The organism is Lysinibacillus sp. FSL M8-0216 (assembly GCF_038595555.1).
In the GTDB taxonomy this organism is placed as follows: domain Bacteria; phylum Bacillota; class Bacilli; order Bacillales_A; family Planococcaceae; genus Lysinibacillus; species Lysinibacillus fusiformis.
Map to the genome: position 1 here is coordinate 2545133 of NZ_CP152007.1, position 21373 is coordinate 2566505.

Annotated in this window: 19 protein-coding genes and 1 other annotated feature; of the genes, 6 read left to right on the forward strand and 13 right to left on the reverse strand. The window is 36.6% G+C overall.

Annotated elements, in window-relative coordinates:
• Window positions 1-113 precede the first annotated feature (113 nt).
• Entirely contained in the window at window positions 114-989 is an 876-nt protein-coding gene (locus MKX57_RS12420; protein ID WP_089986468.1) for an aminoglycoside phosphotransferase family protein, read from the reverse strand.
• 354 nt (window positions 990-1343) lie between these two features.
• Between MKX57_RS12420 and MKX57_RS12425 the strand changes: the two genes are divergently transcribed.
• Entirely contained in the window at window positions 1344-1532 is a 189-nt protein-coding gene (locus tag MKX57_RS12425; RefSeq protein WP_008177708.1) for a DUF4177 domain-containing protein, read from the forward strand.
• 223 nt (window positions 1533-1755) lie between these two features.
• Here MKX57_RS12425 and MKX57_RS12430 read toward each other — a convergent pair whose 3' ends face one another.
• Window positions 1756-2373 (reverse strand): hypothetical protein, encoded by a 618-nt coding sequence (locus MKX57_RS12430; RefSeq protein ID WP_342550322.1) that lies wholly within the window; start codon window positions 2371-2373, stop codon window positions 1756-1758.
• A gap of 352 nt (window positions 2374-2725) precedes the next feature.
• Complete coding sequence (locus MKX57_RS12435; RefSeq protein ID WP_115648598.1) at window positions 2726-3490, reverse strand: SDR family oxidoreductase; 765 nt, start codon at window positions 3488-3490, stop codon at window positions 2726-2728.
• A gap of 315 nt (window positions 3491-3805) precedes the next feature.
• Between MKX57_RS12435 and MKX57_RS12440 the strand changes: the two genes are divergently transcribed.
• Window positions 3806-5233 carry a serine hydrolase domain-containing protein gene (locus MKX57_RS12440; RefSeq protein WP_342550323.1) on the forward strand — a complete coding sequence of 476 codons (1428 nt, stop codon included), beginning with the start codon at window positions 3806-3808 and terminating at the stop codon, window positions 5231-5233.
• Window positions 5234-5752: 519 nt separating this feature from the next.
• Here MKX57_RS12440 and MKX57_RS12445 read toward each other — a convergent pair.
• Both MKX57_RS12445 and MKX57_RS12450 read right to left on the reverse strand, forming a co-directional pair.
• Window positions 5753-6367 carry a cysteine peptidase family C39 domain-containing protein gene (locus tag MKX57_RS12445; protein ID WP_342550324.1) on the reverse strand — a complete coding sequence of 205 codons (615 nt, stop codon included), beginning with the start codon at window positions 6365-6367 and terminating at the stop codon, window positions 5753-5755.
• Between the two features lie 312 nt (window positions 6368-6679).
• A complete protein-coding gene (locus MKX57_RS12450) occupies window positions 6680-7198 on the reverse strand; it encodes an NUDIX domain-containing protein (protein WP_342551126.1) in 519 nt (172 codons plus the stop codon).
• A gap of 536 nt (window positions 7199-7734) precedes the next feature.
• On the opposite strand from MKX57_RS12450, the gene MKX57_RS12455 reads away from it, so the two are divergent.
• The gene (locus MKX57_RS12455) at window positions 7735-8541 is read left to right on the forward strand and encodes a class I SAM-dependent methyltransferase (protein WP_342550325.1); all 807 of its coding nucleotides are present in this window, start codon (window positions 7735-7737) and stop codon (window positions 8539-8541) included.
• Window positions 8542-9149: 608 nt separating this feature from the next.
• Here MKX57_RS12455 and MKX57_RS12460 read toward each other — a convergent pair.
• From MKX57_RS12460 to MKX57_RS12475, 4 genes are all read right to left on the reverse strand, one after another.
• The gene (locus tag MKX57_RS12460; RefSeq protein ID WP_342550326.1) at window positions 9150-9899 is read right to left on the reverse strand and encodes an ABC transporter permease; all 750 of its coding nucleotides are present in this window, start codon (window positions 9897-9899) and stop codon (window positions 9150-9152) included.
• On the reverse strand, window positions 9900-10661 hold the full coding sequence (locus MKX57_RS12465; RefSeq protein ID WP_342550327.1) for an ATP-binding cassette domain-containing protein: 762 nt from the start codon (window positions 10659-10661) through the stop codon (window positions 9900-9902). It abuts the gene before it with no gap.
• Between the two features lie 162 nt (window positions 10662-10823).
• On the reverse strand, window positions 10824-11168 hold the full coding sequence (locus MKX57_RS12470; RefSeq protein WP_089987403.1) for a DUF1048 domain-containing protein: 345 nt from the start codon (window positions 11166-11168) through the stop codon (window positions 10824-10826).
• Window positions 11169-11236: 68 nt separating this feature from the next.
• The gene (locus MKX57_RS12475) at window positions 11237-11557 is read right to left on the reverse strand and encodes a PadR family transcriptional regulator (RefSeq protein ID WP_008177681.1); all 321 of its coding nucleotides are present in this window, start codon (window positions 11555-11557) and stop codon (window positions 11237-11239) included.
• 667 nt (window positions 11558-12224) lie between these two features.
• Between MKX57_RS12475 and MKX57_RS12480 the strand changes: the two genes are divergently transcribed.
• The 3 genes from MKX57_RS12480 to MKX57_RS12490 all read left to right on the forward strand — a co-directional run bounded on the left by MKX57_RS12480 (window position 12225) and on the right by MKX57_RS12490 (window position 14480).
• Window positions 12225-12689 (forward strand): DUF2975 domain-containing protein, encoded by a 465-nt coding sequence (locus MKX57_RS12480; RefSeq protein WP_089987404.1) that lies wholly within the window; start codon window positions 12225-12227, stop codon window positions 12687-12689.
• Between the two features lie 420 nt (window positions 12690-13109).
• Complete coding sequence (locus tag MKX57_RS12485) at window positions 13110-13364, forward strand: GlsB/YeaQ/YmgE family stress response membrane protein (protein ID WP_089987405.1); 255 nt, start codon at window positions 13110-13112, stop codon at window positions 13362-13364.
• Window positions 13365-14204: 840 nt separating this feature from the next.
• Entirely contained in the window at window positions 14205-14480 is a 276-nt protein-coding gene (locus MKX57_RS12490; protein WP_008177674.1) for a YqhV family protein, read from the forward strand.
• Window positions 14481-14762: 282 nt separating this feature from the next.
• On the opposite strand, the gene MKX57_RS12495 is transcribed toward MKX57_RS12490, so the two are convergent.
• From MKX57_RS12495 to MKX57_RS12510, 4 genes are all read right to left on the reverse strand, one after another.
• A complete protein-coding gene (locus tag MKX57_RS12495; RefSeq protein WP_342550328.1) occupies window positions 14763-16919 on the reverse strand; it encodes an ATP-dependent helicase in 2157 nt (718 codons plus the stop codon).
• A gap of 276 nt (window positions 16920-17195) precedes the next feature.
• Complete coding sequence (locus tag MKX57_RS12500) at window positions 17196-18320, reverse strand: S-layer homology domain-containing protein (protein WP_089987172.1); 1125 nt, start codon at window positions 18318-18320, stop codon at window positions 17196-17198.
• Between the two features lie 368 nt (window positions 18321-18688).
• The gene (locus MKX57_RS12505) at window positions 18689-19357 is read right to left on the reverse strand and encodes a DNA alkylation repair protein (protein WP_089987173.1); all 669 of its coding nucleotides are present in this window, start codon (window positions 19355-19357) and stop codon (window positions 18689-18691) included.
• 276 nt (window positions 19358-19633) lie between these two features.
• Window positions 19634-20992 carry an amino acid permease gene (locus MKX57_RS12510; RefSeq protein ID WP_089987174.1) on the reverse strand — a complete coding sequence of 453 codons (1359 nt, stop codon included), beginning with the start codon at window positions 20990-20992 and terminating at the stop codon, window positions 19634-19636.
• Between the two features lie 81 nt (window positions 20993-21073).
• Window positions 21074-21325: a binding site (T-box leader), on the reverse strand.
• Between the last annotated feature and the right edge of the window lie 48 nt (window positions 21326-21373).

Consider the following 21373-nt stretch of genomic DNA (forward strand, 5'->3'; position numbering starts at 1 on the left):
GTTTTTACATAAAACTTTATCTATTTACTCTGTTTTTAATTATCAACAATTGGGCTCTTAGTGATAATGCCTTATATTAATTGAACTGATTCCACATTAATTGTACAAGAAAACTATTTATAATCTTTAATTCCAGCTTCAAAAGCCTGTCTATCTCCATTTTCAATCCCGTGCAATGCTTCTTGTAAAGCAAATGTACTTTTATAAAATTTAACTCGTTCAGAAATTTCCTGACCATTAGGATATAGGTTAATACACATATCAAAAAAATCCTCACCATAGCTAGAAAGTATTCCAGCAAAGTCATACGCTGGATCTCCTAAACCCGAACCACCAAAGTCTATTATCCCAGAAATCATACTTGTTTCTGGATCCCACAAAATGTTAGATGCACCGAAATCTCCGTGTATAAGCGTTATATCTAAATTGGAGAATGCCTTCCCGTTTAAAAACGTTTCAAAAGATTGTGAGATTTCCTGTTGAGCGTCTTTTCTCATAAAAGGAAATAATTTATTTCGAATCTTATTATACAAGTTATACATCTCTTCATGAGGATTACGAACCTTTAGTTTCAAATCTCGACTTGCTTTTTCTCCTGATATAGAATGAAGTTCTACAAGAAAAGAAACAAGTTGTTTTGCCAACCCTTTAACTAAATCAACACGCTTCACACCTATTAAACTTTCCTTCCACAAAGGAACACCATCTATTAGATGATATCCGGTGAAGACCTTACCTGGTTCTAACTCTTCAAAAGATTGATAAATTGGATTCGGAATAGGAGTTGAAATGGTACCTTTAATGTATTTTAAAATTTCCGTCTCTCTTTTTAATTGATTGATTCCAATTTTATATTTTGGAAACCTAAAAACCAAAGATTTGTTTACAATTAACACATCATTATTCTGTCCAATTTCATTAGGATAAATGTCTTCAATGGAAAGGTCGGAATAAAGCGATTGAATGTTTTCAATAAAGTTATTATTCATTAGTAATACTCCCTTTCAGTCTCTTTCTAGCTTTTTGATACGTAAACTCTTGTTGAACTATCTGTTCCTTTAGTTTAAAAACAATTCTTCACAAACTCAACTATACTTTAACAAAAAAATCCAAATCACTTAACAAGATGCTCCACAATCTGGCCATTGCCATGAATAAAGACGCTTTCCTTATTACGAAAAGCGCCTGATTGTTGAATAAACAGTGGTGGGTTTATCTCCAACTCAATATTCAAAACTCAATATTGGCTTTGGTCGTTTATTCCAATTAAAAATCTAATTATGAAACTATCTTCTACTTTCTTCGTATATTAATTAAGTCAACTATTTCTAGAGGTGATCATAATGTACGAATACCATTTCGTTAAAGTGGAACTAAATGCTTGGGGTAGTAAACCAAAAGAAGATTATCAAAATATAATTCACCAATACGCATCTGAAGGATGGAGATTTGTTCAAATTTTTGCTCCTTCAACTAAAGGATATGGTTCCGCAGCTTATTTTGAATTAATATTCGAGAGACCCCTTAATTAGATGTGAGGGGTTTTTCTATTTGGGGAAGCATAAATATCCAACCCTCATTTATATGTGTTATTCACCAATTTACTCCTTTTCAGTAATAAAGAAGCTTTCCGTATTACGGAAAAGTTCCCGATTACTGATTATCAAGACGCTGATTTGTCTTTTGATTGTTAAAGTAATGCATACTATTAGCTGAATACATATTTTACTTTTCCGGTGTAAAGTTCCATCTCACTTATTTTGGGACGATACCTAGCAATCTTCTGCCCATTAGCCATATTGCAAGACCAGTTCCCCACAAGATCAAGGCAGAGCCAAAGCCCACTACAGACATAAATGCATTGATTTGATGTCCCCCCAGTGTGACTGTTCCAGGTACAAATAGCCATGTCATAATAGCAAGTAAACAAAGGAGTGCGCCGGTAAAATAGTAGAGTCTGACTTGAAAAAGAGGTGCCAATGGAAAAAAATGGACACCGACAATAAGAGCTATTATGACAGGTATAAGTTCAGGGTGACGAGTAGCATTACTGACAGCAATTGTGATGGCTATAGCCAAACCCTCTGCTGCAAAAATAATGTTAAACCAAAACGACGTACGCTTCCCATGCCTTAAGTCTGTTTTTGAAACCTGATTCGTCAATTCTCTCGATGCTCGTATTAATGAAAAACCGCCGATGAACAGCGCTATACCTATGGCAACAGCAGTAACTAACAATAATGGAAGTCCGCAGCCTTGCAATCCCATAATTCCCGTGTACGCCCACAGAGTACCAAAAAACGCCATAAAAAATACACCAGATGCCGTTCCGCGGACTGCGGCACTAGGAATCGCTCTAGATGTTTGTGTCACAAATAAATACCTCCTTTCAACCTAAGTATATGTTCATTACACCCACGTAACAGCCTACAACAGTATTAGATTTAGTTCATTCAAGAAAAATCAAATATCCTTTTTTATCATTATATTCAGGCAGGCAAATGAATGAACTTCTCTGCCCGGTTATCTCAATACATCTCATTCCACTATAAAGACGATTTCGTTATTTCAGAAAAGCACGAGTATTAAACTCTGAAAGTATGGAACATTTCACTTCAGAATTGGAGAATTTACTATTTACACTAACAAACGAATGAAAGGAAAATTAAAAGGAATGAGCCCTGCCCAATACAGAGTTCATTCCTCAGTAACTGCTTAAACTATTCTATAGATGAGATCCTCCACTTGCATCGAGCAATTGACCTGTTACCCAACGGCTGTCTGAGGAAGCAAGAAATACGGCAATATCTGCCACATCCTCGGGTTCTCCCCATCTGTTGAAAATTGAAAGACCAGCCGCATATTTTTGTCCTTCCAGGTTTTCCAAAGTCTCAGCATTCATTTCTGTATTAATAATTCCAGGCTGGATGGCGTTTACCGTAATATTACGGCTCCCTAGTTCCTTGGCTAGAAGACGTGTAAATGTGTCGATAGCACCTTTGGACATACTGTACGTGAAGACACTTGGCGAAGCTGCACGTGTCACAAAGGATGAAATATTAATAATACGCCCTCCATCTTTTAAACGTGGCAAAGCTTGCTGAGTAACAAAAAGTGGTGCTTTAACATTAATGTTCATTACCTCGTCAAATGATTCTTCCGTCGTCTCATCTAAACTGATAATTTGACCAATTCCAGCATTGTTGACAAGAATATCGAATCCACTACCGCCCATATACTCCCGAATTGTATCATCCAAAGTAGTAAATAAATCTTGAATACCATCTAGAGTACTAAGGTCAGCACCAATCGCGCAAGCATTTCCTCCGCTTTGTTTGATCTGGTGAACAACTGCTTCTGCCTCATTACGTCTTTTCCCGTAATGAACGACAACAAAGGCCCCCTCTTGTGCCAGACGCAATGCAATACTGCGGCCAATTCCTCGACTTGATCCTGTAACTAAAGCGATTTTGCCTGTTAACTTACTCATGCTTCCATCTCCTTGTTCAAACATCGTTATATTACATAGAGAATTATAACAAGGAACATTATTTGAAATGTTGCTCTCCTATTCGGTTTCAAGGAGGTTTTTCGTCACAACTGTAATTCAACTCTACGTGAAAATAGCCCAATTGTCTTGAAGATCGTTGCTTATAGAACTAACATATCTGTTCGTTAAGTGTAACTCTTCACAATTACTTGATATTATATAGATGAATAGAAAGTTAAATTAAAATTTAGTTTAGTAGTTGTAATAATTGCTTATTGATTTTATTTCCTTACAACTTTTCAAAAAGGAGGGTGTATGAAAAAGATTATTATTTTTGTATTAACGTTATTTATATTACTCTCAGGATTCCCAACACCAAGTTATGCGTTGTCAGATTCGAAATCTGCGGCAATACAAGCGTTGCTAGATGATGCCTCTCGTATATCAGGTGTGCCGGGCATGTCAATCTCAATACTTGCAGATGATGAAGTGTTCTACTTTTCTTCAGGGTATGCAGATCGTGAAAAGGGGTTGTCTGCAAGTGAAAATACACTCTATGAGTTAGCCTCGGTCAGTAAAGCTTTTACCGGTATGGGTATTATGCTGTTGGAAGAGCAAGGGCTGCTCTCAATGACTGACCCTATCCAAAAATATTTACCTTGGTTTACGTTAAAGTATCAAGGGAAACCTGTTGAAATGCAAAGCCTTACACTAAATAACTTTCTTCACCATACAAGTGGTCTAACAAATAGTAGACATATTCAAAATATTCCACAAGGCAATACACCAGATATGTTGCAGAAGACTGTGGAAATGCTCGTAGATGCTGAATTGGAGTTCCCTCCCGGTGAACAGTATAACTATGGAACCGTTAATTATGACGTATTGGGTTTGGTTATTGAGATCGTGTCACGACAAAGCTATGAAGACTTTATGGAGGAACAGGTATTTCAGCCGTTAGGTCTTCACCAGACGTATGTTTATAAAAAAGATGCTCAAGCTACTGGACAGTTGGCACAGGGCTATCGTTCTTCCTTTTTTATGACAACTCCATTTAAGGCTCCAGATTATGCTGGGAATAAACCCGCAGGCTACATCATTTCTAATACAAAAGATATGGCGCGTTGGATGGGCATACAAATGGGTATCGTGCAGAACATACCTGAAATATTTCACAGGGTTATTGAAAAATCACATAGGGGTGATATGTCTGTTTCGTCTGTCAACGATATGTATTATGCGGCAGGCTGGTTGGTAAACGCCGACCAAACGATTATAGAACACACAGGGGGCAATCCAAATTTCAGAACCGAAGTACTTATACTGCTAAATGAACGAACAGCCGTCTGTTTACTGAGCAACGGCGCAAATACCAATATAAACCTGGTACTAAAAGTTAAAGATATATTAGACGGCAGTCTAGCTCAGTCCTATGAAATAAGTGGCACACAGCTTTTGGATATTATTTTGTCGTCTATCACAATTATTCTTTGCCTATTGGCTGTTTTGCTATTTCTCTTAGGATTACGCAGAAGGAAAACAAATGAGCGACATCCAATGACAAAAAAGAGAACAGTCGTAACAGTTATTTTCCTGATCGCTACGATTGCCCTGGGTATACTGTGCTTTGCTTTCGATTGGTCAACGATACTTATTTGGCAAACATATAGCGTTCTTACAGCTTTGATTTCGTCAGTATTATTAACAGCGAGCATTACATGGTTTGTATACACTCACCGATAAAATACCTCGCTCCCATGATAAGCATAATGTGAAGGAATTACATTTCAATTTATAGGTATCTTTATTTAAAAAACATAAGACACTTCGGTGTCTTTTTTTATATCCTCGACAATTTTCCCCAGTCAAAACTAATTACTATTGCTTCCACTAACCTGCTCCTCTCGTGGAATAAGGATTTTAATCAACTATATTATTTTTGCACAAGCGTCGTTAGGTAACATTTTTTAAGGATTGTTATTCCTCAATCTTGCCCTTTCCATGAAGAAAGACGCTTTCCTAATTTCAGAAAGCGCCCGATTGTGGAAGATTATTTTTCAGGTCCTCAAACTTTCATTTGGGAACATTTTTTTGTTTAGATTGGTAAAACTTTTTTTCATTAGGCTGTTTTCGTATAGATTGTTGCTCCTGATTTTGACTATCTTCTTTAATTAAAGCCCCTGTTAGTTGAACAAAAATGCATCACAAGCGCCGTTTTAACGTTGCAAATCCGCATTTTTCTGATGGGCCCGCTCATAAATATTAGCTTTGTGTGGCGTCTACGGTTATGTAAGTATTGCTATAAAGAAGCATATGAATTCTCTTTACATTCCAAAGTTTCTTAAATTCATTAATCGGAACTTTTCGATTATAGCTCTTGTTATCATCATCACAATTCACTAGATGCCTTAATGATTCTGAAAGGTAAATATACTCCTTGTCATAGCCTACTACGGGGACAAAATGCAAATTATTTCGATTTTTCTGTACTTTTATAAAAACAATTACGGGAGTTCCTTTACTAACTTCATACTTTAATGTATTTATATTTCCTTTATAATAGTTTGTTTGAAAGCCCTTTCTTCTTAATACTTCACGAATTCCCTTTGAATATACAGTGCCTGCCCTTGTTTTACTAGGAAATTGCGTATATAACGCTTCACCCTCTTCCTCCATACCAAAATGGCGCAATACATACGCTGTTGAAAATGCTGCACATTCCGTATTGTTTTGAAAATCTATTCGGTTGTTTTGTAGAATAAGATAGTTAGCCGGATAATTTCTTTTTCGTAAAACAGGTATGGGTAATGTCATTAAATAGGCATTAATGATAGTTGATATAATAATCCATAAAATAACTGTTCTAACTATAAACATATTACTTCCCCCATTTTTTGCGTCCATATCGAAACAATATTCTAAATTCTTCTTGCATTTACCTGCATCATAGTTGGCTAACAACAATCTTTACGAAAACAGTCTTTCTTTAATTTATTAAGTTTGCTTCTAAGTCCAGTATTTTGCTGTTCAATTCAAATGAAATATTATTAGCGTGTAAATGGAACCTTTCAATTGCTTCCTCTATAATTTCAAAAAAGATATCTAGTTCATCTATATCCTGTGTTAAAGTTTCTTCAATGTTTTTAAAAACAACTTGTAAATTACCTTTTTGTGATTGCTGGAGATTAACTACAATCGAATAGCGCCTCGTTGCTTTCTGCTATCAAATAGTAATTGAATAAGGCTTTCATAATAAGGAATAAACTCTCCGTTTTTGATCATAGTCAAAATTTCTTTCTTGCTTGCCCATTTCACATTTTGTACTTCTTCATACTGTAAAGTGAGCTTATGTAACTGCACATTTTCTTCGATTAGATATATATCGTCAAAACCGTTCTCAAAGTTAATGGTTAAATGAGGACGTATTTGCTGAAGATCTAATTGTAAACCTATTTCTTCATACAATTCTCTTTGTGCTGCAATTTGACTTGTATCCCCAGCTATCGCGCTCCCTCCCACAGTAAGGTCCCACATATTTGGCCATCCCTCTTTGAAGGGCTGCCTTTGTTGAATGAGCATTTCTCCACTTGAATTAAAAATACAAACATGAATAACTAAATGCCAATCACCAGGTCGAGGTTTTTCACCACGAACCCACATACGTTTTGTTTTAATACGATTTATATCATACACATCCCATAATTCCACAAAATCATCCATTTTCTAATCATCCCTCTCTTTTGCACAATTTTAAAAATTAAGAAAAAAATTGCAATTACCATATATTTTAACATAAATAACTTACTTAATTTAAAAGTGACTACACAACACATTCAGGTCCTCTAATGCAAATGTTGGTTTAACCACATTTTTTGTTTTCGGTCTCTTTCCAAATTTTCATTTGGGCACATTATTTTGAATGATTATGTATAGCTTAAAAACCTTAAATGAGCTAAAGTATCTTGAATTTAAATCTGCTACCTCAACAATTGCGCCCTTTTCCGTAATGACGACTGACAATTTTGGACAAAATGGGAAAGTAGGAATTGAAATTTCCTCTAACTGACAAATTCATAGTTTTATCTTATAATATCTGGAATGATAATCGAGAGGGGAAATGAATTGATGCTGACTTTAAGAGAATACATCATTAACAAGTTAAAACGATGTGAGGGTAAATGTAGCTAAGCCTCAATCCTTTACATAGCGTTCGGCAACGCTACGTTACCCAAGGAGGAGTCTACATGCAAGACCAAGTAAAATCATTTTGTCAAAAATATAATTTATATAAAGAAAATGAAATTCAACAGATACAATTACGTCATCGTTTCGCGTTAGTCGAGGCGTTTGACATTCAAGGAGGCATGCGTGTTCTTGAAATTGGCTGCGGTCAAGGGGATACAACGGTAGTGTTGGCAGACATTGTTGGTGACACTGGACATGTACTTGCACTTGATATCGCAGCAAGTGATTACGGTGCACCGTTAACCCTTGCACAAGCCCATGCGCAAATTCAGTCATCGCCATTAGGGAAGCGAATCTCGTTTCATGTGGAGACAGATTTTTTAACGTTTCATCTTTTAGAGAACATTGATGTGGTCGTGTTGTCCCATAGTTCTTGGTATTTCAAATCAAAGGAACAGCTACTTCAGTATTTTAAACGCGCGAAGCAATTAGGTGTGAAGCTATGTTTTGCAGAATGGGATATGGCGTATACGAGCTTACAGCAACGTAGTCATTTTTGTGCAGTTTCCATTTTGGCGCTTTATTCAGCCTTTATTGAAAACGAAGGGAACATTCAGAATGTGTGGAGTAAAAGTCAAAGTTTAGCTATTGCGGAAACAGCGAATTTTCAGTTGAAAAAGTCTGTTATCGTTGAAGCGGACTATTTGCAAGATGGTGGGTGGGAACGTGATTATGCAAATGCCATCGCTGATGAATTTGAGATAGCACCACTTTCCATTCAAGCTTTAATAAAGTCCTATATAGAAGTGATGAATGAGACACAAGAGGTCGCTTCTCTCAATAGTTTTGTTCAAGTATTTGAATAGTCGAACGTAACACAATCAACAAAGCGGTATGTTCCGTAAACATACCGCTTTGTTGAATTTATTTGTGATATATTCAATCCTACAAGCTCCATAACATTTAGAATAAGAGGTTAAAGAAAGTGCCTTTTTTCTATTGCATATTTTGGTCGAAGTACTATGTTTCGAGACCGTATTGTTCATTCATTATAACGTAGCATAGGGCCAAGATGACAAAGAAGCCATCTCGGTTTTTATCTATATAGCTTGTGTTTTAAACGCACTTTACAGTTGCCTTTTATAATCTAGCACCTTAAACATCTTAGTCTTATACAAACTTGGATTCGCCCTTATTCAACTAACCTTCCCTGTTAGTTTAAGTGAGAAAAATCACAATCTTATTCTATGATTTCAACAATAATATCCAATTTAACGAAAACGTTCCTCAACAATAAAAGATCTCACTAAAAAAATCTTATGAAACTTCTCCTTCACCTTGTATCGTTATTTTTTTAATATTTTTTAGAAATGTACATGGGATCGTTAGCTGTCTTTACTGTATCCGTACACCGATAACCAATTCTTAAGCAATGATATTAAAGACGCTACTGCTTTATTCTTTCATTATCTCCCTAACTTAACTGGCGCTTAAATTGTTTAATGGCGAAAAAGTAAGCGATAACCATGATGCCGACGCACCAGGAAAGAGCAAGCCAGATATCGTTGCCAACAGAACCTTCATATAAGAGGGCACGAATCGCATTCACGATTGAGGTAACGGGCTGGTTTTCAGCAAACGCACGGACAAATTTTGGCATTGTTTCGGTGGGAACAAAGGCTGAACTGATAAACGGTAAGAAAACCAGAGGGTATGAGTAAGCTGTCGCCCCCTCCATAGTCCGTGCTGCCAATCCCGGAATAATGGCCAACCATGACAGAGCTAACGTAAACAGACCCAGTATCCCAGCCACCGCAAGCCAATCCAGAACTTCAGCGCTGGAACGGAAGCCCATCAAGAGCGCGACGAGAACAACCACCACAATCGTAATGGCATTAGAAACAAGCGAGGTCAACACGTGAGCCCACAATACAGACGAGCGCTTGATGGGCATGGTCATAAAACGCGCCATCAGCCCGTTCTTTATATCCGTAAACATCCGTGCGGAAGTGTAAGCGCCGCCGGATGCGATAGCCATCAGCAAGATTCCTGGCAATAAATAATTGACGTAGTTATCCGTACCTGTTTCTATGGCGCCGCCAAATACGTAGACAAACAGAAGCATCATCATAATCGGCGTAATCGCCACTGTAATTATAGTATCCGGGCTGCGCATGATGTTACGCATTAATCGTCCTAATAATACCCATGTTTTGCTTGTCATTTATATTCCCTCCTTTTTTCCTATGATTCCGAGGAAGATTTCCTCCAGTGACGGTTGTTTTTCAATGTACTCTACTTTCGCTGGCGGGAACATCTCTTTGAGTTCGCTTAGAGTACCAGTTGTAATGATTTTTCCGTCATGTAGGATGGCAATACGATCAGCCATTTGTTCGGCTTCCTCCAGGTACTGTGTCGTGAGGAAGATGGTCGTGCCACCACCGGCAAGCTCCTTGACAGTTTCCCATACTTCAATCCGAGCTTCGGGGTCAAGCCCTGTTGTTGGTTCGTCTAGAAAAATGACTTCTGGCCTCCCAATTATGCTCATCGCAATGTCTAGCCTGCGCTTCATCCCGCCAGAGTATTTGTCTGCCCGACGATTGGCCGCTTCTATCAGGCTGAATTTTGCTATCAGATTGTCTGCGATTTGTGAAGGATTGGAAACGCCTCGCAACTTGGCAACCAGCATCAGGTTTTCCCGCCCAGTGAGCATGCCATCCAAAGCAGCGAACTGCCCTGTCAGGCTGATGCTCTGACGGACATAATCTGGTTGATACTGGACATCATGACCGCAAATACCTACTTTGCCACCATCAGGCTTCATCAGCGTTGAAAGGATGTTGACTATCGTTGTCTTGCCTGCTCCATTTGAGCCTAGAAGTGCGAAAATTTCGCCACGATGCACCTCAAAATCCACCCCCTTTAAGACTTCCTTTTCTTGAAAAGATTTTTTTAACCCTTTTACAGAAATCACTTCATTAGTCATACTTTTTTCCTCCCTTATAAAAATCTCCTTACAGTTTGCATTCACTCAACTACTCAGTCAAACTGATAATCTGTATAACTTAGTACTTAATTAAAAGTAAAACTGAATAGCGAAGGCGGTAATTAACCATTGTAATTAGCTATTCAGTCTTAATCGACGGGTCTATTTATTTTTTCCTAATCGATTCAAAATGCTCTGATTCAAATCCTCACGATACTTGGCGATATAGGTTTTAGCGTTTGCTACTAGTTCATCAGCAAAGGATGCCACATCTTCACCTGTGATTTCCAGCACTTGTCTGCCTTCCGCTGCACCAGCTTCAAACAAATCGATCAATTCATACTGCATGTGCAGCATATCCATCCCATTGCCCGATGTAAAATTCCACATGTAGTTTTGAATTTTTTTAAATACAAATTGGTAGTCATCTGGAAGTTCCTCAACCCGTGCCATCATCATCTTGTACTCTTTTTTATCACCAATCAATTTTTTGAACATTTCTATCATGTTATTTTCCTCCTTTTTATTAAGCAAAAAAGATACCTCAAAAGTATTGGACGGAATATCCTATGAAACTAGATTGACTTTAGGACATTGATTTTCGAAGATATAAAATCCCATTTTTCCCAAAACAACTTAAGTTCTTCACGTCCTGCCTCATTTAGTGAGTAAAACTTGCGGGGTGGTCCCATATCTGACGGTTTCTTTTCAATACTTACCAGATTTTTCTTTTCTAAACGCACAAGGATGGTGTATACCGTCCCTTCTACGACTTCGGTAAAACCTAACTCATTCAAGCGTCGAGTAATTTCGTATCCGTAGGTTTCATGGCGGCTGATGATTTCCAGTACGCAGCCTTCCAGCGAACCCTTCAGCATTTCTGTTAAATTTTCCATATTTAGAACCTCCTCTACTTTGTCTGACTTATATTCAGTACAACTTAGTACTTAGGTAAAATTTTTTTAAAACAGCTTTTGAGTAATCAAGCTATTAAGTATTACTTATTACAACTACATAGTATCAACTAGTAGCGTCCATGTCAACCGTTTTTTTTAAATATTTTTTGAATGTATTACCGTAGCTATCGACACCATTTTTCTTGAAGCCCTTTATTTTTTTCCGACCACTAACTTATACAGTGGGCTTTCATCTAGGGAAATTTTTATCTTTTGGGATTTCCAGTACCATTCAATAAAATATAGCCAAGTTCCATTAACACTCATTATCAGTAATAAGCTTATTTCAATAGATATTAATCATGCAAATTCAAAAAATGAATTTTATTGAATCAAACAAAAACAAGAGCCTCTACTCCAATTAATATGATGCTCATATTCCTTATTTTATTTACGCCATTTAAAAATACCCCTAAAGATAGATTATCCAAGAAAATGTATAATTATAGACCTCGTATCAAGTTCGTGATTTTTCTATCGCTTGTTAAAACAAGAAAAAATAAATTGAATAACAACAATAATATAACGAAAAGCAAAATAAACATATTGATAAACGATAATAAATAAGCTAATATCATATTATCATTAAATCAATGAGGTGCTTCAAATGAATATTAAACTAAGTTCAACTTTTTTCTTAAAAATCGTTGCTTTTCTTATTGGAATTGCGGTACTTGCTGTGTGTGTATATTGGTTACCTCAAGCAGCTATACGAGATGCGAAAGTGCGTCCCGGAGATTACTCGATATATCCATTATTACTATGTGCCTACGGAGTATGCATTACATTTTCTGTTGCGTTGTTTCAAGCATATAAACTATTAAGTTATATCCATCTAAACAATGCCTTTTCTGAGTTATCTCTTAAATCCTTGAAGGCTATAAAAAAATGTGCTTTCACAGTTATTTTCTTCATTTTGATTCTACTAGTTTACTTAAGGTTTTTTGCTATGTTCACGGGTGACGATGCAGCAGGTCCGATTGCACTTGGTCTAATAGGGATTTTAATAACAGCTATCATCGCAGCCATTATAGACGTTCTTCAAAAGCCCATAAAAAATTCTCTAGAATAAATGTAGATGTTAACTACTTTCCCTACTGAACCTTAAATGAAAAATGGGCGCCTTTTCTTTTTGAAATGACACCCCCATTCCATTAAGTTAAACAGCTATGAAGGATTGAATCCGGTATTGTCCCGTGTTAAATCCTTTTAATTTCTCTGCACTCAAGTTTTTCTATTTAAAATAGCCATACATGCTACCTTAGTTTATTGATGATGAGCCAAGAATGGAAAAAGAAATCATAACAGACAAACTTTTTTTACTTATTTCTGACCATCGATCACATTGTCATATAGATAGAATAGTGTTCTCTATCTTCTTTTAAATTTCCACTTTTAATAATTTTTTTCTCAAAATAGTTTGAAGAGGATTAATAAAGGTTATATAACACTATAGCGAAATATTTATAATACAAGATAGGAGATGTACAGTATGAGTTTCATTTGGTTTTTAATAATTGGCGGGCTTATCGGTTGGCTTGCAGGAATAATTTTGGGAAAAGATATCCCAGGTGGCATTATTGGTAATATTATTGCAGGTATTATTGGTGCATGGATTGGTGGTACGCTGCTAGGTAGTTGGGGTCCTAAAATTTCTGATTTCTACATCTTCCCTGCTCTCATTGGAGCAATTTTACTAGTTTTCATCGTGAGCTTAATTATGAAATCATTGCGTCAAGCTGCGTAAGCTAAATAGATTTATGAGTTAAACGAATCAGACACTTAATCAACAATAAATGGTGCTGTATTAATGCTAAAAAAGCGGCCTTCCACAATCTAATCTGTGGAGGACCGCTTTTACTTTGTTCTTATTTACTTAACCATCCTCAGCTCCGTAAATTCAAGAAACAGAATGGCTTATGATTCGCTTAAAAAAAAAGAAAATAATGCAGGCTATTAACGAAAAAATCCCTGTCCCTACAGCAATTGTTCCATTAGCAATGTAAATATTTACTTTTCTTTTTCAGCTTAAATATGAAAAGTAGTCCCGTGGCTGTTGTAATAAGGAAAATTATAAAAAAACCGATAGGCACAATATACATTTAATGAATACCTCCATTGTTAGGTTTAGTTTGATATCCATTTGTATCTAGCAAAAAATAATCTTTTTCAATTCTCATTCTAAAATGATTCATTATTCTTATCAGTTTCCTGAATATATATCACTTCCAGCGTAGCTCAAATGCTAAACATTTCATACCAAGAACTAATAGTAGAAATAAATTCTAGTAAATGGTCTCCCCTCACTTAAAATGAAGAATTCGCAAAGTATGGTAGTGGGATAATTATGTGTGTCTATGACTTACTCAACTAAAAATCTATTTAACCAGAAAAATAGATATATCAAACTGATTCGATTACCTATAAAATCACTTATTAACTCAATACTATAAAGCATTATATAACAAGAATATTTGATATGAGCCCTACATATATTGATGTTAATATTTCTATAAAACAAAAGCCTATGTTGATTCTGTCTGAATGATGGAATGTTCGAATAAACGAAATTATTGATAAAGATAGGATGATGACAATTATTGATAAATCTCTTCTTGCTATGGTTATTTTACGGGTTTTATCTGGAAGTATTGAAGTAAGTGCTGGGTTGTTAATGCTAAAGTTGAATAGTTTAGAAAAAGCATTTTATATTAATACACTGCTTGCTTTGGTTGGTCCAACAGTTTTAATCGTAACGACTGCCATTGCCTTATTTGGACTCGCTGATAAAATTCCTGTCATGAGAATCATTTGCCTATTTACAGGAATTACACTTATTCTAATTAGCTCTCATATTAAGTAAGAAAAAATATCCCACAAAAAGGATGTTATTTAAATTTTAAAACATGACATTTACTTTCTATCATGATCACTAAACAAAGAACCATTCATTTCTTCACAGCAACTAGATATTCTATTCATTAATTACAAGCACCACATGTATCTAACCTATCGAAAACAGATAATATCATCTTTTAACGCGATAACCAACAACCGTCTTTTCTGGCTTTGTTTTTACCAACTTCAATGTGGAACTGACCGAGCGGGTGCCTGTACATCTAGAAAACTCCAGAATACGCTACATTTACTCTTCCATCATTTCTAGATAGCCTTGCTGTAAACATGTATCCGTCACAAACTTCTTATTTCCTGTTGTAAATGACAATTCAATCGTGCTACTTGTAACAGCTACTATTTCACCTTCTCCAAAAATCACATGCATTACTTTCGAGCCAACGATTAACGCTGACTCGGTTGTAATTGTCCGCTCATTATAATATTGCTTCAGTGCTTTCCTCGGGCTTTTCTGCGCTTTCTTTGGTACTTCCTGCGGTGAAACGATTTGTTTTAACTCCTTCATGAAAATCGATGGCACCACACTTGTTTTAAAGCGCTTGCTATACGAAATTAATTCCAAATGGCGAATCGCTCGCGTGATACCTACATAAAAGAGTCGCGTTTCTTCTTCTATTTCTTCTTCCTGCTCACTAGGTAAAATCCCTTCAATTAAGTCAATCAAATACACACGGTCAAATTCTAAGCCTTTTGAACTGTGCAATGTTGTCAGTGTAATGGCATTCAAATCTTTTTTTATGTGAGACGAGCGTGCTAAATGTTCAAGCTGCTTCAAACGACCTGCAAATTCGGTCATCGTCTGCGTATGGCGCGCAATTAAACCAAGTACATCTACAATATCTAGTAAATTTTCATAATTAAAGCCGAGAGTCTCACTCATTTTCTTTAAAGTACGCTCATAACCAAAGTCATAACGGATATGCTCTAGCATGGCGGTTGGCGTCGTTTTATCAAATCGAATGCTTTCATACGTTTTGCGAATTCGCTTAATATATTCTGGCTGATAATCCTTTAACTCAACATGCTCTAACAACTGTGTGAATACACAGCATTCCTCCGGCACCCTTTGTAGTGCCTTCAATTGTGCTGGTGTAATATAAGCATTCATTTTTCTGTAAATTTTTTCAAAGACAGTGATGTTTTTTGTATTGTACGCTAGACGCATGAAGTTCATAATATCCTCCACGACCCAATGCGTAAAAAAGCGAATGGTGGAATCTTTCATATAGAAAGGCAAACCTACTCTGTCAATCGCGTCCATAAGTGGAATGGCTGACGTATTATTTCGATATAAAATAGCCGTTGAGCCACGCTTAGACAGATTTTTCAACTGATCCACTAAATATTTGGCCTGTAAATGGTAATTCTCTAGAATCTTAAATGAGATTGGCTCTGCTGCAGGGTTTTCCGTAAACATTTGTTTGTTATAACGTTTTTTATTACGCTGAATGAACATATTGGCTGGCTCTACAATCGATGCAGATGAGCGATAGTTTTGTGTCATCAGTAAAACTTGCGCCTCCGGAAATACCTTTTGGAAATCCAACAAATAGTCTGGGTCTGCACCGCGCCAGCTATAAATGGCCTGATCCTCATCCGCGACGACGCATAAATTTTGATGCACTGCGACAAGCTTCGCGATAATCTCATGCTGGACGGGCGATGTATCCTGACTCTCATCCGTAAAATAATAATCATAGCGACGTTGGTATTGTGCTAGCACTTCTCGGTTTTTCATGAAAATTTCATTTGCCATTAATAGCATATCGTCAAAATCAATTAACAAATGGTCACTACCTGTGCGCTTATATTCCTCATAACGTTGTAAAATCTGTACTTTTCTTGGCACCTTTACGTTTGCAATATCCCATTCCTGTTCTGGCAGCATTTTATTTTTGATAAACGTTATGTACGTCAGAAGCTCGTCTAGCTGATCTTCAGTAATTTTTGTGTCATTTAATTGTTCAAAAATCTCGCGAAGCACTCGTTTTTTAGAAACAACACCCGGCTTGTCCGATTCTTCAATAATGCCGTACGAAATGCCCTGACGTTCAAGTGTCTGCCGCACAACTTGAAAAGCTAAACTATGAATCGTCGAAAAATCAACCGGTGGCAAATGCGGGAAAAACTTTGCAAAACGTGCCTTCATATCACCTGCCGATGCCTTGCTAAACGTAACAGCCTTTATGCGAGAAGGCTTCACACCAAGCTCCTCAATCATATATCCAATACGCATAATAATCGTCGTCGTTTTTCCTGAACCAGGCGATGCCAATAGTAGCAACGGACCATTCGTTTGCAGCACTGCCTGCATCTGCACATCATTTAGACCAACGCCAAGTGAACGTTCCTTTTCCTCAAAAAACGCTTTTTGCGCTCCATTCATATCCATCGCTCCATTCGAAAAATCTATACTATATTATAACCTAATGAATTCTATGATGAGGATTCTTCAGAGGAAAGTCGTACAATTAGAGCCAATACTGGATCTTAATCCACAATAAAAACCGAAATCAGAAATTCCGGTTCGTCTTTTTTATAAGTAAATTGACTTTATTTCAAACCTATAATTTTGGTGTAAAACTTTTAAAGGTAAAAATCACTTATTTACTTTATGAAAAAAAGCGGATTTGAGATAATAAATCCCTTCCGCTTTTTGTTCTTAGTTGATCTCAGTTTCTAATGTTTCTTTCCAATCTTGGTCAGAGTCATCTTCATCAAGAACAACGTTATAAATTTTCCATTTACCATCATCATTTTTCTTAAGATAAGCAGTACCTGATAAGTCAATGTTCATGTTAAAAGACATATCTGGAGCTGTCATAGATATTTTATATACTAGGTTATCAATGCGAACTTCAGCAAAATGATTAGTTACAGAAACTGCATTGATCACATGTTCACCAATCTGTTCCATCGTGAATTTAGTATCTGCATCTTCTTCAATCATACCTGCCATATCCATACTATCAAGTGAATAAGCTAGTTGGTAACCCATTGTCGTTTCATGATAAAGGGCTTTTAATGCTTCTACGTCTTGTTGTTCAGTAAACTTCATCTCGTCTTTAATGTAACGATCCACTGTTTGAATGCTTGCAGCTGGATCTTCATCTGTTCCTGGCACTAAATGTAAGGCACGGTCAATCATCACGATAGCTTCAGCGCGAGTGGCATCATTGTAAGGTTTGAAGATATTTCCATACCCTTTGATAATTCCTAAAGCTGCCGTTTTCATAACCGCTTCATAGGCAAAATTCCCCTTTGGTACATCCGGGAATACTTTTCCTGTTGCTGAAAAATCAAGCGTTGACTCAAATGCACGGTAAATCATGACTGCCATTTCGTTACGTGTAATCTTATCATTCGGTCGGAAAGTGCCGTCTGGTTTACCATTGATTATGCCTTGGCTGCTAGCAACCTTCACATACTCGTAATACCATTTCGCTGGTTTTACATCAGGGAATGATTTAACTGTTTCACCTGCACGTAAATTCATTGAATTCACTAAAATTTTCGTGAATTCAGCACGAGTAATCGAATTTTTTGGTTTTATAGAGACGTATGTATAATCATATTTCTCCCCATCTTCCTCAAACGATTCTGTTTCCACATATCCGTCTATAATATCTGCATACAGGAAACGTTCCAATTCTTCGTATGCCCAATGATCGTAATCAACATCATCCAAAAAATATAAATCAATGGGTTTTTCTGCTGCGGCTGCTGGTGAAACACAAATAAATCCAAAAAATACAAGGGAAGATAAAAAAACATAAAGTGCTTTCATTGGTGGTTGCCTCTACTTTCTTCTATTAAATTTTTACCAATAGACGTAGTTTACATGACTGCTACAAATATTAATAGAGTGTAAAATATGGAAATGAATAGTGTTTTCAAGAAAAATGGTTTATATAAGATTAGTCGCAGTCCACATGAAAGTCTGGCGGAGGTTTAATTAGCTAATATTTTGGTTATAGGCTAGGAGCATTCAGAATCAAAAAATAAATTATTTCAAGAAAACTTTTCCAGAGGCGAAATGGATTGAATATAAGGAGGAGCAGGAATGGAATCATTAATATCATAAAGACGCTTTCCTTATTTCAGAAAAGCGCCTCATTGTTTTGCATGAAAGCCTAATTTATTTTTTAGCGGTAACTAATTATTTTGTCGTTTGTTCACTTCAATTGTAATGAACTCTGGCAAATAGCTGGGCGTACATCCTTTTGCTACTTTTTCATCTTTGTAAAGACCCGTTTTCTCCCCAAGTCTAATACAACGTTCACGATTCTTTTCATCATAAACACCTATCCATCCTGCGGTGAAATTCATAGCCCACTGCACTTCCGGTTCTTCCTGCATAATATTAGCTTCTAATGCAGATAGCAGGTGTGCAGTGTTATCAGGGGGTATTTGCCCAGTCCATCTCAATCGCCCTTGATAATACCAGAATGCTCGCCTTTGAAGAGTTGAAGCACTATTCTCCCATGACTCCATCAACTCCATTTTCTTCTTGTCTTTGGTGAGCTGATTCGCCATTAACCAATCCATTAAGTTATTTCGCTCATCAAAAGTGTGAGTTTGCATATCCTTATCAAGCTTATTTAGCACATCATGTGAAAGACATTTTTTGTCCATAATTAAAATAGCTAATAGTCTAGGCAAAAACTTTTCGGTTGACCAAAGTTCCATAGCTAGTTCATGGTCTTTTTTAATGTCCTTCGCGATTTTTCGTAGGTCGCCTAGCTTCGTTTTACTATTGATCTGAGATAGAATGTTTTCTGCTTTTGAAGGGCGTGTTATTTCTGTATCTTTTTGTTCATCCATTTTATACAGCTCCTTTATTAAAGCATTATTTCATAATACGATATATATCAAAACTTAATTTCGTTATACGTTTTATTGCCGCGATGTTCCTCCAAAGTTTAACTTTTTTCATAGAAAAAGTCCAAGAAATGTTGGTTTAACAGCATTTCTTGGACTTTGATTTCTTTTTGGGACATTCACGTTTTCTAGAGCATACAAATGATTAATTTTGAGATAGTTGTATCCAATCGTTTTACGTCCCATTGAAGAAAATATCGGTTAAATAAAATGATTTAACTATTTTTTCACATTTATACTGTATCCAACAAATAAGATTAAAAACCAAACTGGTGCGACATATAGCGCAATACGCATGTCTGGAATAAACGCCATTAACACAATCACCATTAATAAGAATGCAATGGCAATATACGTAGAAAGTGGATAAAGCGGAATTTTGAATTTCAGCTCGGCTACTTCCCCTTTCGTTTTTGACTTTCTAAATTTCAATTGTGCTAATAATATAATCATCCAGCTTGTTATGACTGCAACAGTCGCAACAGCAGAAATATAGATGAACACTTTTTCAGGTACTATATAGTTTAAGACAACCGCCATTAATAACACCGCTGAAGAAAATAAAATCCCTCTACGTGGACTACCGTTTTTGCTTACTGTTTTGAAATAGGTTGGACCATTCTTTTGTACCGATAAGTTATGTAGCATACGTCCTGAACCGTATAGACCACTATTAAATGCAGACATTGCTGCTGTAATGACAACAAAGTTAATAATGTGAGCCGCAGCAGGAATGCCAACGTAATCGAAAATTTGAACAAACGGGCTACCCTCTGAACCAACTTCGTTCCAAGGATAAATAATCATCATTACACCTAATGCACCAATATAGAAAATTAATATACGCCAAACGATGTTGTTAATAGCTGAAGGAATTGACTTGCTAGGATTTTTTGCTTCTCCTGCAGAAATACCAACTAATTCAACCCCACCGAATGAGAACATAACTAATACAAGTGACATTAAAATACCATGGAAACCGTTAGGCATGAAGCCACCGTGTGCCCATAAATTATCGAAGCCAATTGCTTCACCTTGGTTGCCAACACCGAAGAAAATAATGGCTAACCCTAGAACGATCATACCGATAATCGCAACAACTTTAATCATCGCAAACCAAAATTCGAATTCTCCGTAGGCTTTTACATTTGCTAAGTTTACAAGAGTCATTATAACGAGTACTACAAGGGCAGTTACCCATTGTGGAATATCAGGGAACCAGTAGTTAATGTATACTCCGACTACTGTTAATTCTGCCATACCAACGACAATCCACATGAACCAATACGTCCAACCCGATAAGAATCCAGCAAAGCGCCCTAAATATTTATTCGCGTACGTACTGAACGAGCCTGAAACAGGTTCCTCTACTGCCATTTCGCCTAATGCACGCATAATTGTGAAAATAACTAATCCGCCAATTAAATAAGCTAGTAAAATAGATGGCCCAGCCATTTGGATGGTTGAACTAGAGCCATAAAATAAACCGACTCCAATGGATCCGCCAAGTGCAATTAATTGCATATGACGTGTACTTAATCCGCGCTTTAGCTGTGAATCTTGATGATTGTCTTTCATAATGTCTAACTCCTATTACGTTTAGATTTTCAAATACTTTGCTCAAAAAAGGAATAAAAAAAAACGCCCTTTTGGATTAACCAAAAGGACGATTCAACTCGTGTTACCACCTTTAATTTATAAGCAATTCACATTACTTACCTTAAGAAGTACGGTCATTTGACGATACTCTCGCACATGATTACGGGTGCTTACCGGTGTAGCCTACTTAGAATGATCTTTTCGGTACACAGCTCCAAGATGAATTCTCAATCGTTTTACATGCACCTCTCATCAACCGGTAACTTTCTGTTCGTAAAAATAATTGATACTATTTCTTTTCATAGCCTTTGTTCTATACAAATATTTTTGAATTGTTTTTCATTTTACAGCAAAAAAATA

Bases quoted from the DNA above. Each gene is read 5' to 3' on its own strand.
- MKX57_RS12495 (WP_342550328.1), bottom strand. From the start codon at position 16,919: ATGAATGGAGCGCAAAAAGCGTTTTTTGAGGAAAAGGAACGTTCACTT.
- MKX57_RS12445 (WP_342550324.1), bottom strand. From the start codon at position 6,367: ATGTTTATAGTTAGAACAGTTATTTTATGGATTATTATATCAACTATC.
- MKX57_RS12480 (WP_089987404.1), top strand. From the start codon at position 12,225: ATGAATATTAAACTAAGTTCAACTTTTTTCTTAAAAATCGTTGCTTTT.
- MKX57_RS12455 (WP_342550325.1), top strand. From the start codon at position 7,735: ATGCAAGACCAAGTAAAATCATTTTGTCAAAAATATAATTTATATAAA.
- MKX57_RS12465 (WP_342550327.1), bottom strand. From the start codon at position 10,661: ATGACTAATGAAGTGATTTCTGTAAAAGGGTTAAAAAAATCTTTTCAA.
- MKX57_RS12510 (WP_089987174.1), bottom strand. From the start codon at position 20,992: ATGAAAGACAATCATCAAGATTCACAGCTAAAGCGCGGATTAAGTACA.
- MKX57_RS12490 (WP_008177674.1), top strand. From the start codon at position 14,205: ATGATGACAATTATTGATAAATCTCTTCTTGCTATGGTTATTTTACGG.
- MKX57_RS12425 (WP_008177708.1), top strand. From the start codon at position 1,344: ATGTACGAATACCATTTCGTTAAAGTGGAACTAAATGCTTGGGGTAGT.
- MKX57_RS12420 (WP_089986468.1), bottom strand. From the start codon at position 989: ATGAATAATAACTTTATTGAAAACATTCAATCGCTTTATTCCGACCTT.
- MKX57_RS12485 (WP_089987405.1), top strand. From the start codon at position 13,110: ATGAGTTTCATTTGGTTTTTAATAATTGGCGGGCTTATCGGTTGGCTT.
- MKX57_RS12505 (WP_089987173.1), bottom strand. From the start codon at position 19,357: ATGGATGAACAAAAAGATACAGAAATAACACGCCCTTCAAAAGCAGAA.
- MKX57_RS12435 (WP_115648598.1), bottom strand. From the start codon at position 3,490: ATGAGTAAGTTAACAGGCAAAATCGCTTTAGTTACAGGATCAAGTCGA.
- MKX57_RS12500 (WP_089987172.1), bottom strand. From the start codon at position 18,320: ATGAAAGCACTTTATGTTTTTTTATCTTCCCTTGTATTTTTTGGATTT.
- MKX57_RS12440 (WP_342550323.1), top strand. From the start codon at position 3,806: ATGAAAAAGATTATTATTTTTGTATTAACGTTATTTATATTACTCTCA.
- MKX57_RS12475 (WP_008177681.1), bottom strand. From the start codon at position 11,557: ATGGAAAATTTAACAGAAATGCTGAAGGGTTCGCTGGAAGGCTGCGTA.
- MKX57_RS12460 (WP_342550326.1), bottom strand. From the start codon at position 9,899: ATGACAAGCAAAACATGGGTATTATTAGGACGATTAATGCGTAACATC.
- MKX57_RS12470 (WP_089987403.1), bottom strand. From the start codon at position 11,168: ATGATAGAAATGTTCAAAAAATTGATTGGTGATAAAAAAGAGTACAAG.